Source organism: Xanthomonas translucens pv. cerealis (assembly GCF_006838285.1).
Lineage (GTDB): Bacteria > Pseudomonadota > Gammaproteobacteria > Xanthomonadales > Xanthomonadaceae > Xanthomonas_A > Xanthomonas_A cerealis.
In genome coordinates, this window is the sequence record NZ_CP038228.1 from 2,002,755 (window position 1) to 2,015,043 (window position 12,289).

The following is a 12,289-nucleotide window of genomic DNA, read 5'->3' on the forward strand; positions in this document are numbered from 1 at the left end:
CCGGAGAGAGCCATGACGCCAAAACGTCCTTCCATGCCGATACAGGTGCAGGCGTTCCGCCGCAGGCGCTGGCGGTCTCGCTGGCTCTGGGCCTTGGTTGCTGTGCTGGCCGCGCTGCTGCTGATCTGGTTCCTGCTGATCTGGCTACCGTCCCGGTCGTCAGGCGAATCCTCACAGCAGGCGCCCACGCCAGTCAACACTGCGCAGGTGGCTGGGCCTCCCTGGCAGATGGGTAACTCGCAGGGCCGTTTCACGCTGACGCTCTATGGGGACCTCGAATGCCCATTCTGCCGGTCCTACTTCCCGCTGCTCAAGCGCTGGGTGGGCGACCACGCGGATGTGGCCCTGCAATGGCACCACATGCCCCTGGCCGCGCATGAGCCCGCAGCGTCAGCCGAAGCGCGTTGGGCGGAATGCGCCGCTGAGGCCGGCGGGCATGCTGCCTTCTGGCAGGCCATCGAATGGGTCTATGCCCATACGCGCAGCGACGGCCAAGGCTTGCCCGATGGCCTGCGCTATCCCGAGCTCACGCCCGCTATCGAGCAATGCATGGCGAGCGGGCGGCCGGAGGAGACGATACGCGCCCAGGCCGCGGAAGCGACGAAGAGCGGCGTGACCGCCACGCCATCGGTCCGGCTGCGCGATCGCCAGACCGGTCAGGCCGTCCTGCTGCAGGGGCCGATCGAGGGCGATACCCTGCTATCAGCCATGGACATGCTGTCGGCCGACACGACCATCCATACACCCGCCGTTCCAGCGGACCCCACAACGCAAATGCCTACGGACATCATCGGCGACATGCCAAGGTAGCCCTCGGTCTTGAAGACTACGACGCGATTGACCGCGCTGGCCTCGCCCCATTCGCGTCGCCGTCTGACCGTGAGCCGGACAGTCCGATTGGTGACCTCTATGACAAGGGAAAGTATTGAGGAGGCAGTCGCAGCTTTTGAGACATCAGTGGTGTGAGATCAGAGACCTGATACAGGACGTTAAGCGTCGTGCCGGGCATGGGCTCTCTTAATCACTGACTTGTGGAGGTTGGCAGATGGGAATTCCTTTTGATGTATCGGACGTGGCGGCCAGTCTTGTTGCTACGATTGTGCTCATTGTTGCGAAATGGGCTTTCGATCAGGTCAGCTTTTTGGATAAAAAATTTGGCCTACTAGTCAATCGAGCTGAACTCAGGAAAATCGAGTGGCTCCGAAGTGATCCTACCAATCTCACCCATTTCCTATTGATCCAGGGCCTATACTGTTTCGGTGCAATAGCAATGGGCTTCTTGCTGCTGCCACTTGCCTTCATGAACGGCGGCATTAAGCTGCTCGTACCATGTTTATTGTGCGTTGGTTTTGCCATGTATTTTTGCGTCGTGTTCCCGCTGGGCATGCTGGTCCGTCTGCGGAAAGGCGATGCCTACGTAAAGCGTCAACAAGAATGCATCGCCCAAGCTGAAAAGCATCTCGAACGACACCAGCAGCGGAAGAAACCATAGCCCAGCTTGTCAGAAATGACGGCCCCTCGGCTTTCGCCAGGTGAAGGGCAGAAAATAGACCTGTGTTGCATGTCCTGGTCACCACTGGGCCCGATACAACTGTGCTTCGTCCTGAAAAGATCGAAGCACAGTCGCTGATCGATAGCATGCAGGCACGATTTTGGCGCTCGCCGATCTTTGATCGAAGCTTCGTGATGCAGGCCGTTCTAACCGGCGATGTGCTTTTGTTGCCCCAGGAAGACAGGATGTATGTGGGGTGCCCGCAATGCGCATTGTTTGTAGGTGCTGCATCGAGTTCGGCGTTCGACTATCGCCCTGATCAACTTCCGGGGCACGCGACATGCCAGCATCTTTCTCCAAGTTTGCGTCAGGCTGGCGGGCCCTTGGCGTGGCTATCGCGCTGCCGGCTTCCCTGGCGGCATTCAACCCGGCCACCTTTGCCGCAGATGTGGTGGTCGTCACCGACAGCCGCCACCCGGTCAAGACCATGGGAGGCGAGCGGCTGATCGAGCTGGACCAGGCATCCCAGACCGAAGCGGAGCTTTCCGCGAATCTGCCAAACGACCCCGAACGGGCAGTAGCCATCGTCCGGCAGCGCTTGAGCCAAGACGGCACCGATCTTCAACGCAGCATTGGCATCGCCTACCAAGGCATCACCGACGCATGGAGCCTGGGTATCAGCAGCATCCCGGCCGTCGTGGTGGACCAGCGCTATGTGGTCTATGGCGAGGCGAACGTGGCGCGCGCCATCGCGCGTATCGAACAGTATCGGAGGGCACAGCCGTGATCCGCCCATTCGACCTGCTACGCCGCCTGCGTGTCGCGGTGGCCTCGCTGCTGTTGGTCAGCACCACAACGAGCTACGCATTGAATACCGCAACCATCGTCGGCTCAGTGGCATCGCCAGATTGCCTTGAATACAGAGTGGTGGGCATTTGTTACTGGCTCTACTGTAGCGTGACCGGATGCACGGTGCGCACGTCCGTCAAAGTGCGCCACTATGTCCCCGATGCGGTCGTCTCCAGCTACAGCAACACTGGCGAAAACCCTTGGGTCGAAGTTCAGGCGATGAGCATGCCCAACCGCTCAGCCCAGTCAGGCGGCGACGGCACCACGAACGAAGACCACGAGAACAACCTCGCGCGATTCAAGAACGCCGATGTCGTCGGTCATCCAGGCGTCGAAGTGTTTAACCGGTTCGTATCGTCATCGGGCTATTTCTGCGAGGGCGCGGGCACGGCGTTCATGACGTATCTGCTCAGCACCTTGGACACACTAGCCTGGCGCTATAACGTGCCTGAGATTGCCTACCCGGAGTCGCTGATTCCGGGCAAGCGCGAGATCGGCGCGCGCTCGACGCTGAACCTTTGGGGCAATTTGTATCCTCGCGGCGGTTTCCTTCAGCAGACGGACGACTACAAAGCTGGCGCCGTCGTAGCTCAGCGTGCTGGCGATGTGGTCACGCGCCGCGGGCAGATTCACGTCTATCAACCGCTACTGGCGAACTCACGGCCCGGCTATTGGCCTGCAGGCGCACTGAGGGAGGGTGATGCCTCAACCGGCAAATGGCAGGAACTCACGCCTGTCCTGTCCTCGTCATGCACGGTCTTCCCGCGCAGCGGTTCCCTAACACAGGCCCAGCAAGGCGACTACGCCTGGGCATTGTGGCGGCCCTATGCATGCTGCGAACGCCGGGGCCAGGTATTCCTCGGCAGCGTCGATTTCTATTGAGGATACGGCGATGAAACGTCCTGAACTGATGACCCTCTCCACCAAGGCACGCCGCCTGTTGCGTCCCACGGCGCTGGCTGGCGCGCTCTCCCTTGGCTGCGGCCTAGCCTGGGCGCAGACCGGTTTCCAAACGGGCGGTCCCGTCATCGGCGATGAGGTGATGTACTCGATCGGCGGTGGCAGTGCGGTGTCTATGGGCGGCGCGGCAGGCATGCGCTCGATTGGAGTCGGTGCAGGCTGGAACAGCAACCTGATCTGCGGCGATATGGACATCCAGACCACGCTGAAGAACCAGCTCAACGGTGTTACGAACGGTTTCCAACAGATCATGAGCAATGTGATCCAGAGCGCCACGAGTGCCGTGGCATCTCTGCCTGCGCTGATCATCCAGCGCGCCGATCCAGGTTTGTACAACCTGCTCACCAACGGCGTGCTGCAGGCGCGACTGGACTACGATCGCTCGAAGCTGACGTGCCGCGCCATGGCCGAAAAAATGGCCGACAAGGCGGGAGGACAGCTTGGATGGAGCCAAATGGCGGAAAGCATGGCACTGCGCGATGCAGTGTCGAGTACGGATGCCGTATCGGCGATCGAGCGAGCGGAAACCAAGCGCGGTAACGATGGCGTGCCCTGGGTGGGCGGCAGCAATGCCGGCGGCGTGGGTCAGCCGTCCATCCGAGTGGTCAGCGATGTCACTCGGGCGGGCTACAATCTGGTCAACGGCCGCGGCGTGACCGACACGTCATCCATCGATCAGACGAGTTGCTCCACTCTGTCCTGCCAGACCTGGACCTCGCCGCAACAGGCGGTCGAATGGGCTACGCGGGTCCTGGGAGAGAAGGAGCAGCGCACTTGCGATGCATGCACCAAGACCGAGACAGTGCCCGGCGTAGGGCTAACGCCGCTGATCCAGGAGGAGTACGAAGCCAAGCTCGTAGCCCTGCAAGAACTCATCTCCGGGACGAACAACACGACGTTCGAGAACCTTCGCGGGGCAGGCAGTAGTTCGCTGCCCATCACCCGCGGCGTCATCGAGGCGCTGCGCGACGAGCCGGATCAAGACCTGCTGGCGCGACGCTTGGCGTCCGAAGTCGCGCTCTCGTCAGTGCTGGAAAAGGCGCTGCTGCTCCAGCGCACGTTACTGACGGGTAAGAACGAACCCAACGTAGCGGCCAACCAGTTGGCGGTCGAGGCCGTGAACCACGAGAGCGACACGCTCGATCAGGAGATCCGCAACCTCAAAACCGAGTTGGAACTGCGCCGCGAGTTGGCCAACAACTCGCCGATGGCAATCATCCAGCGCCACGGCACGCGCGCGGCGGGTTCGCGCGGTATCTACGAAGGCGACCCGGTGCCTGACCGTCTCGATCAGTTGCAGAAAGGCAAGCAAGGAGACCGGCCATGAGCATGACTTGGCTGCGCCCACACTGGCTCTTTAGCCGACGCGCGGCTAAGGCGCTGCTGTGGGCGGTGTTGATTGTCGCGATTGCCGTAGGGGCCAATGTCGCCGGCATCTACCTGGTCGGCAGTATTGCCGGCTGGGAGCAGTGGCTGGCCGCCACTGCAGGCTACTTCTTGGCATGGCGACTATGCCTGTACGGGGCGACGGCTTACGGATGGATCTGGATGCGCCGCCGGCTGCTGGCGCGCGAGGAGGACGCGCAGGCACGGCGCCGCCTGGTGCGTAGCGAGATCGCCGGTGTCATCGCCATCCTGGCGCTGGAGATCAGCCTGCGGATGCAGACCTGAGGGGGAGTCAGGCCATGACGCTTTTTACAACCGACTACCTGGAGTACTACCTCACGCTGGTGTCCTGGATCATCCATAACGGGATCTGGGCTGTGCTGGTATCCAGCGGTGTGTTTGCGCTGCCCTTTGTGGCAATCATCGTGCAGGAATGGCTCAAAGCGCGCACGGAAGGTGCCGACGAAGGCAACAAGGGCGTGCTCTCGGCTGCGCGCATCGAGAACCGCGTGTTCGTCGCTATCGTGGTGGTAATGTTCGCCGGCATCCCATTTATCGACGTGGATCTGAACACCATCCAGTACGACAGCTCGCGCTCGGCGCAGTGCCAAGTCAGCGTGCCGCAGCCTTCCGACACAGGCTGGTCGCAGTCCTTCTCGACCCTCAACAACCAAAGCGCGAAGTTGCCGGTGTGGTGGGCCTTCATGCATGCGCTTTCGCGCGCTGTCACGGGCGCCTCGGTTGCCGCAATCCCCTGCGGCACCGATCTGCGGCAAATGCGGATGGAGATCGACGCCACGCGCATAGATGATCCAGTGCTGGCCCAAGAAGTCGCGGATTTCACCCACGACTGCTACGGGCCGGCCCGCGCCAAGTTGTTTATGCAGCGCCCGCAGCTTGACGAAGAGCAGATGCACGATGTCACCTGGATCGGCTCGCGCTTCTTCACGGATACGGCTGGCTACTACGACAGCTATCGCGCCAGCACTCCACGCGAGGACTGGCCCTACGACAGCAACCGCGATGCAGGGCTTGCGCAGGTATCCAACGGCGGCGGCTACCCAAACTGCCGGCAATGGTGGGCCGATAGCAGCAGCGGCCTGCGGGCGCGGCTGTTGGGCCAGGTGGACCCCAACCTACTCACGCGGCTGGCGGGTTGGGCTGGGTTCCTGAGCCGCGCCGACGTGGACGATTCGGTGATCCGTGCAATCGCCTCGCCGCGACAGCAAAAACTCAATCAAGGCTCCGTCTATACGGACTACGGTGGTCAGATCGACAAGACATTGCCGAACATCGTGACGCGGGCGGCAGGTGACGTGGGGATGGCCGTTGGGGGCATCGCAGCATTCCCCGCAATGGACGTGGTGCGCCAGGCCCTGCCCATGGTGCTCGCACTGCTCAAGATGGCGTTGGTGATTTGCATTCCTCTAGTATTGGTCGTGGGCACCTACGACCTCAAGACCGTCGTCACCATCAGCGTCGTGCAGTTCGCGCTGTTCTTCGTCGATTTTTGGCTCCAGTTAGGCCGCTGGATCGACAGCACCATCCTCGATGCACTCTATGGATGGGGCTGGGGCTGGAATCGGCCGCAGAACAACTTCGATCCACTGGTGGGCTTGAACAATACGTTCGGCGACATGCTGCTGAACTTCGTCACAGGGACGATGTTCATCGTGTTGCCAACATTCTGGATCATGGCCTTGGCATGGGCAGGCATCCGCGCTGGCAACGTCCTGCAAGGCCTCGCCGGCGCAACTGGGGACGCCAAGGCTGCCGGAGGCAAGGGCGGTGGCATTGCAATCAATGCTCTGTCAAAGAAGTGAGAATTGCTACTCATCGTCTTCGACGTGCGGATCGATGCGAAATCCATCGTAGGTGTACAGACCGAATCCAGCAGGCCCGTTGCGCCATTCCGGCTCGGGCGGGTCGTCGGCAAGCCCGGAGTTGCGTGCAACCCATGCGGCCATCACCGCAAACACCAGCAGCAGCGCTAGCCATGACATTGTGTATAGCAGCACACCGAGGACGACTAGCTTGACCACCCACAGCAGTACGACAACGCCCGCCGTCGGCACCCCCTTGGAGGCGAGCCAACCCGACAACCGTCGCTCGCCGCGCGCATAGGCGCGCCATCCACGGCCAACGCTGCGGCCGAGGCGTTCTGCGGTACTGATGCGGGTTGTCGTGTTCATAGTCGTCTCCTGCTACACGAGGATGCCTATTCCAGCTTGGTCCAATTCATTCGGCTTGGAGCTTCAATGTGTTCTCTTGCTGCTTCAGGACGCTTCGTCATCCGGTTCCACCGGGCCGGGGTCGAGCAACACGCCGATGCGATAGGTGGCAACGAAACGCGGCCAGTCCAAATGGTCAATGAGGTCGATATCCTTGATGACCCTGACCTTCGCTTCAGCGCGCTCGAACAGGGCAATGCTCCAGCACGTTGAACACGGCCTCAGCTACGACGTCGATCGAGTCTGGCGTCACCGCATCCACCGGCGAACGCCCGCCCAACCCTTCAAGCGGTTCGGACAGCGCACCGTAGATCGTCCAGTTGTCGATGCCCTCGACCTCCTGAAGCACGGTTTGGGTCAACTGCTGCTTCACCGGGTCAAGTTGCCAGTCGGGCAGCTTCTGGCCGCGCATCCCCACATTAAGTGCCAGCAACCGACGGGCGAGGATGTCCTTGTAGATCTGCTGACGCGACTTGTCCGCCAACTTGGCGAATTCGGGGATCGGCACGTTATGCGGCTGGTTAAAGGTTTCCAACAACACGGTGCGGCCACGCTGGACTTCGGTTTCATTCGGTGTCCAGCGCTTGTCGGCGCGCAGCGTGGACGCCTTACGTTCCAAGGTCCGCTGCATGGTCTCCATCTCCAGGCGAGCGGGAAGCTCCAACGCCTCTACACGCTCGTGGACAAACGCCTGCAACTCGGCCGCGAAAGCCCCGACATCTCGGATATAGACGATGGCGGCGAAGCGGCGCACGTCTTCCTCCGTGACGCGCGGCAGACGGTCAGCAATGAGTTCGACGGCATTGGACATGATCATCTCCAGGCGATGTAAGGTAGACCGAACCTTAGTCTCACATGTCGCCTTTGTCAACTTTGTCGCCTTGGCGAGAACCCAAGTGGTGGAAATGGCGTCCGAGCAGCGTAGGCTGACCGCCCAATCCACACGAACGGATTCCACATTGACGCTGGAACCGCAACCTATACCCCGCTATACCGAAACGGTTAAAGGCCCAAGGGCAGAAAAGGCAAGGGGAATGGGGTGCAAGGGGAAAGGCCCTACCTCGAAAAGGCTAAAAGGCCTCCCGGTCGGCCCACCACCAGGACACCTATATGCTCTCCCTGTTCCGGCGAAAACAGGCCTTGGTCGCTGCCGCTCCGTCGGCAGCACCCGCCACCAACCTCCCGAAAGGGCTGACACGGCCGGAGACGGCCGCGTCTCTGCTCGCCACCCCGCGCCGTCAGAAATTGTTGGAACACATTTGGCAGCGCACTTCGCTGTCTCGCCAGCAGTTCGACACGCTGTACCGCAAGCCCTTGGAGCGCTACGCCGCGCTTGTGCAGCAATTCCCCGCCTCCGAGAGCCACCACCATGCCTACCATGGCGGCATGCTCGACCATGGGCTTGAGATCGTTGCCTACGCGCTCAAGCTGCGGCAGTCCTATCTGCTGCCCGCTGGCACAACACCCGAAGACCAGGCCGCTCAAGCAGAAGCCTGGACCGCGGCAACCGCCTATGCCGCACTGCTTCACGACATCGGCAAGATCGCGGTTGATCTACATGTAGAGCATGCCGACGGCAGTGTCTGGCACCCCTGGCACGGTCCGCTGAAGCAACCCTACCGATTCCGCTACCGCGAGGATCGCGAGTACCGACTGCACAGTGCAGCTACCGGCCTGCTGTACCACCAAGTGCTAGATCGCTTCATCCTTGACTGGCTCAGCGGCTTCCCATCGCTGTGGGCTGCATTGCTGTACATCATGGCAGGACAGTACGAGCACGCCGGGGTGCTCGGAGAACTGGTGGAGAAGGCCGACCGTGCCTCCGTAGCCCAGGAACTGGGAGGTGATCCGGCAAAGGCGATGGCCGCACCGAAGCATGCTTTGCAGCGCAAGCTGCTGGACGGCCTGCGCTACCTGCTCAAGGAAGAGTTGAAGCTCAATCAGGCCCAGGCGTCAGATGGCTGGCTGACGCACGATGCGCTGTGGCTCGTCAGCAAGACCGTCTCCGACAAACTGCGCGCACACTTGCTGGCGCAGGGAATCGATGGCATTCCTTCGAACAACACCGCCGTATTCAATGTGCTGCAAGACCACGGTATCCTCCAGGCAACGCCGGAAGGCAAAGCCATCTGGAAAGCCACGGTCACCAGCGAGACCGGCTGGTCGCACAGTTTCACGCTGCTGCGCTTGGCCCCTGCACTGATCTGGGAAGCCGCAGAACGCCCACAGCCCTTCAGTGGCACCGTCGTCGAAGAAGCATCGGGCAGCGAACCAATCGAGGAGAACGGCGGCTCCCCTGCCCCTTCGCCCGATCCCGTCGGCCCCCATTCGTTTGTGGACGCGGCTTCAGCGACACTCGCCGTCCTCGCGTCGGCTCAAGTCGATGCGATGGAAGACTTACTGTCGTTGATCAGCGATCCGTCTCCTCCGGCAACGCCTCCTGTGGAAGATGCATCTGCCAGCCTGCCGCCAGGCGAGGCGGAATCCACCGCCACACAGAGGCAAACACCCGACCCAGCTGAAGGCCAGCCGTCGCAGGCACTGCCCTCCGCCAAACACTTCATTACCTGGCTGAAGCAGGGCATCGAATCACGCAAGCTGATCATCAACGACGCCAAAGCGTTGGTGCATACGGTCGCCGATACCGCTTACTTGGTCAGTCCCGGTGTCTTCCAGCGCTATGCCCAGGAACACCCGCAGATCGCTGCTCTGGCTAAGCAGGAGAACGTGCAGGAATGGCAATGGGTACAGAAGCACTTCGAGAAGCTGCTGCTACACCGCAAACAAGACAATGGATTGAACATCTGGACCTGCGATGTCATCGGACCACGCAAATCACGGCGGCTGCACGGCTACCTGTTACAAGATCCCAGGCATCTTTTTGATGAGGTCCCGCCGAACAACCCATATCTGCGCGTCCACTAAGAGCGGCTAACAAAAGCCTCTTGAACACGTCTGTTGAGCCACCACTTTGCGGTGATGGCTCACCGCAAAGAAATCAGCACAGCGCTGTGGAAGCGCATCCACTCCTTGATCCCGGTCGTGCCACCTTCGCCCAAGGGCGGTAGGCTGCGCGTAGACGACCAAAGCGCACTCAGCGGCATCGTGTACGTGCTGCGCACTGGCATCGCTTGGGAGGATCTGCCTCAGGAACTTGGCTACAGCAGCGGCATGACTTGCTGGCGCCGATTGCGTGACTGGCAGGCCGCGGGTGTGTGGCACCGTCCGCATCAGGGGTTGCTGGCCGAACTGGACTGGCCAGAGTTCCGTAGACACTCAGTTGCGGCTCTGCGCGTAGCGCCTTTCAAACTCTACAGGTGACAGCCCGGCAGCGGAACCATGCCGGCGTATCGGGTTGTAGAACATCTCGATGTAGTCGAACACGTCCGATGCTGCCATGGCGCGTGTCGGGTAGATCCGCCGCTTGATCCGCTCCTTCTTCAAGACGCTGAAGAAGCTCTCGGCCACGGCGTTGTCGTGGCAGTTCCCGCGTCGGCTCATGCTCGGCACCATCCGGTGCGCTTTCAGGAACGACTGCCAGTCGCTGCTGGTGAACTGACAGCCCTGATCCGAATGCACCAGCACACCTGGGCCCGGCTTGCGCCGCCAAGCTGCCGCCACCAGCGCCTGCAGTACCAGATCGCTGGTCATCGTCGACGCCGTCGCCCAGCCGACGATCTGCCGCGAGTACAGATCCATCACCGTCGCCAGGAACAGCCAGCCCTCGTAGGTCCTGATGTAGGTGATGTCCGTGACCCAGACCTTGTTCGGTGCCTGTGGCGCGAATTCCCGGTTGAGCACATTGGTCACCACGCCCACGGGACCACCGTGATGACGTGGCTTGCGGCCGTAGCCGACTTGGGCACGCAGGCCTTCTGCCTTCATCAACCGCAGGACGCGGTGCCGGCTGCAGCGCTCGCCGGCCTCGCGCAGGTCCAGGGTGATCTTGCGATAGCCATACACCGTGCCGCTGGCCAGCCAGTGGTGCTTGATCAGCCCCAGCAGACGCTGATCTTCGCGCTCGCGAGCACTGGCGCCATGGCGCAGCCAGGCGTAGTAGCCACTGCGTTGCACGTCCAGCACCCGGCACATCGCCACCAGACGGAACTCTCGGACGTGCGCGCGCATGAACGCGTACTTCGCCCTTACCCCTTGGCAAAGTACGCGGCGGCTTTTTTTAGGATGTCGCGCTCCTCGGTTACCCGCCGCAGCTCAGCCTTGAGCCGGCGGATCTCGGCCGAGTCGCTCGGCGCGGCCGGGGCTCCAGGGGCCGGTACCGTCTTCTTGGCCGCCTGCACCCAGCCATACAACGTGTGCTTGGAAATCCCTATGCGGGAGGCGACGTCAACCACCGTGAAGCCACGCTCGATCACCTGCCTCACCGCCTCGGCACGGAACTCATCCGTGTATTGCTTGCTGTTGCCCATAAACACCTCGGTCATTGCCATCAATTATGGCAACTGGATGTCTACGAAAGGCTGGCCGGTCAAGCCTATCGTTTTAATCGTCGATTCCGCTTGCGCGAGATGCTGCCACGACTTGCCACGGCCATGATGCAATCCACACCATGCCCAGAGCCGGTTTTACGTGCAGCGAGCAATTTTCATGGCTGAGAGTCGGGGCTAATCAGGAACTTCTTTTAATCTTGGTTTTGGGCTAAATAACGCAAACTTTTCTTGCGATAAAGTCTCAAGGCTAGTTCCGGTAACTCGATCTCGTAGTGTCCAGGCATGCCCGCCCAGACGTGATACAAGCAAGGTAGCGCCGGCACCGACAACACAATTCCAGCGGCCCACCAGTGCCAGTGGTTAAGCGCGACAACGCTTGAATTAGGCACCCCAAAACTGGCGACGCCTAGCGCTAATGCTGCCCAGCCATCTTTGACTATAGAGAACCAACGCTTCCGTTCTTTGCGCCAATCAGCCATCTGTTTTTCCACTGGCGCTCGATGAGCAGCATCAGTCTGCTGCGCCAGCCACTCTTCTGCTTCCGACCAACTTACATAGCGCAGCGGATCTGGTTTGGGCCGATGGGACGAGAGATTGAGTCGAGATTGAATCGTTGAAACCAATGGGATAAGAAGCTCCGTGACTATCCATGAAACAGTGGCAGCACCGACGGTCATCGCCATGCTATAAGCGAGAATTAGCACAACCAAAAGCCCAGGCTGATCGCTGATCTTCCCCCAATGGAAAGCCAACAAATTCGTGCCAGTAGATAAGGCTAACAGCAGATCCGCGACCAAGGCCAAGCTAAGTAGACGCAGCAGAAAGCGATAGTCCTGAGCCTTCTCAAGTAGACTCCATTTATCGACATCTAGGTTCATGGCAATGCTCCAAATACAGGACTTCTTCAGTGTTGCCTAATACCG

General features: G+C 60.8%; 12 protein-coding genes and 2 pseudogenes. 10 read left to right on the forward strand and 4 right to left on the reverse strand.

What is annotated here, in order from left to right; all coding sequences use genetic code 11:
- Window positions 1-12 precede the first annotated feature (12 nt).
- The 7 genes from E4A48_RS08930 to E4A48_RS08960 all read left to right on the forward strand — a co-directional run bounded on the left by E4A48_RS08930 (window position 13) and on the right by E4A48_RS08960 (window position 6,510).
- Window positions 13-810, forward strand: a complete 798-nt coding sequence (locus tag E4A48_RS08930) for a DsbA family protein (RefSeq protein WP_142742271.1) — start codon at window positions 13-15, stop codon at window positions 808-810.
- A gap of 235 nt (window positions 811-1,045) precedes the next feature.
- On the forward strand, window positions 1,046-1,492 hold the full coding sequence (locus E4A48_RS08935; protein WP_142742272.1) for a hypothetical protein: 447 nt from the start codon (window positions 1,046-1,048) through the stop codon (window positions 1,490-1,492).
- 340 nt (window positions 1,493-1,832) lie between these two features.
- Window positions 1,833-2,279 (forward strand): TIGR03757 family integrating conjugative element protein, encoded by a 447-nt coding sequence (locus E4A48_RS08940; RefSeq protein WP_142742273.1) that lies wholly within the window; start codon window positions 1,833-1,835, stop codon window positions 2,277-2,279.
- On the forward strand, window positions 2,276-3,223 hold the full coding sequence (locus tag E4A48_RS08945) for a TIGR03756 family integrating conjugative element protein (RefSeq protein WP_142742274.1): 948 nt from the start codon (window positions 2,276-2,278) through the stop codon (window positions 3,221-3,223). The genes E4A48_RS08940 and E4A48_RS08945 overlap by 4 nt, the downstream gene beginning before the upstream one ends.
- A 10-nt stretch (window positions 3,224-3,233) precedes the next feature.
- Window positions 3,234-4,628, forward strand: a complete 1,395-nt coding sequence (locus tag E4A48_RS08950; RefSeq protein ID WP_142742275.1) for an integrating conjugative element protein — start codon at window positions 3,234-3,236, stop codon at window positions 4,626-4,628.
- The gene (locus tag E4A48_RS08955; protein ID WP_142742276.1) at window positions 4,625-4,972 is read left to right on the forward strand and encodes a hypothetical protein; all 348 of its coding nucleotides are present in this window, start codon (window positions 4,625-4,627) and stop codon (window positions 4,970-4,972) included. Before E4A48_RS08950 ends, E4A48_RS08955 begins: the two co-directional genes overlap by 4 nt.
- 14 nt (window positions 4,973-4,986) lie before the next feature.
- The gene (locus E4A48_RS08960; RefSeq protein WP_142742277.1) at window positions 4,987-6,510 is read left to right on the forward strand and encodes a conjugal transfer protein TraG N-terminal domain-containing protein; all 1,524 of its coding nucleotides are present in this window, start codon (window positions 4,987-4,989) and stop codon (window positions 6,508-6,510) included.
- Window positions 6,511-6,516: 6 nt separating this feature from the next.
- Here the strand turns inward: E4A48_RS08960 and E4A48_RS08965 are convergent, their stop codons facing one another.
- The gene (locus tag E4A48_RS08965; RefSeq protein WP_142742278.1) at window positions 6,517-6,879 is read right to left on the reverse strand and encodes a DUF3742 family protein; all 363 of its coding nucleotides are present in this window, start codon (window positions 6,877-6,879) and stop codon (window positions 6,517-6,519) included.
- 214 nt (window positions 6,880-7,093) lie between these two features.
- The gene (locus E4A48_RS08970) at window positions 7,094-7,729 is read right to left on the reverse strand and encodes an integrase (RefSeq protein ID WP_142742279.1); all 636 of its coding nucleotides are present in this window, start codon (window positions 7,727-7,729) and stop codon (window positions 7,094-7,096) included.
- Between the two features lie 299 nt (window positions 7,730-8,028).
- Here E4A48_RS08970 and mobH point away from each other — a divergent pair, with 299 nt between their 5' ends.
- Window positions 8,029-9,843 carry a MobH family relaxase gene (gene mobH, locus E4A48_RS08975; protein WP_142742280.1) on the forward strand — a complete coding sequence of 605 codons (1,815 nt, stop codon included), beginning with the start codon at window positions 8,029-8,031 and terminating at the stop codon, window positions 9,841-9,843.
- A gap of 54 nt (window positions 9,844-9,897) precedes the next feature.
- Window positions 9,898-10,176: pseudogene (locus E4A48_RS08980) on the forward strand (transposase); the annotation flags it as partial.
- Between the two features lie 18 nt (window positions 10,177-10,194).
- Here E4A48_RS08980 and E4A48_RS08985 read toward each other — a convergent pair.
- Window positions 10,195-11,345 (reverse strand): IS3 family transposase gene (locus E4A48_RS08985; protein ID WP_221887404.1). Its coding sequence is split into 2 segments (ribosomal slippage): window positions 10,195-11,090 and window positions 11,090-11,345, totalling 1,152 coding nucleotides; the frame shifts between segments, so codons are not numbered across the junction.
- A 48-nt stretch (window positions 11,346-11,393) separates the two neighbouring features.
- Here E4A48_RS08985 and E4A48_RS08990 point away from each other — a divergent pair.
- A pseudogene (locus E4A48_RS08990) lies at window positions 11,394-11,531 on the forward strand (IS1595 family transposase); the annotation flags it as partial.
- Between the two features lie 26 nt (window positions 11,532-11,557).
- Here E4A48_RS08990 and E4A48_RS08995 read toward each other — a convergent pair.
- Window positions 11,558-12,244: a hypothetical protein gene (locus E4A48_RS08995; protein ID WP_142742282.1), complete on the reverse strand. Its 687-nt coding sequence runs from the start codon at window positions 12,242-12,244 to the stop codon at window positions 11,558-11,560.
- Between the last annotated feature and the right edge of the window lie 45 nt (window positions 12,245-12,289).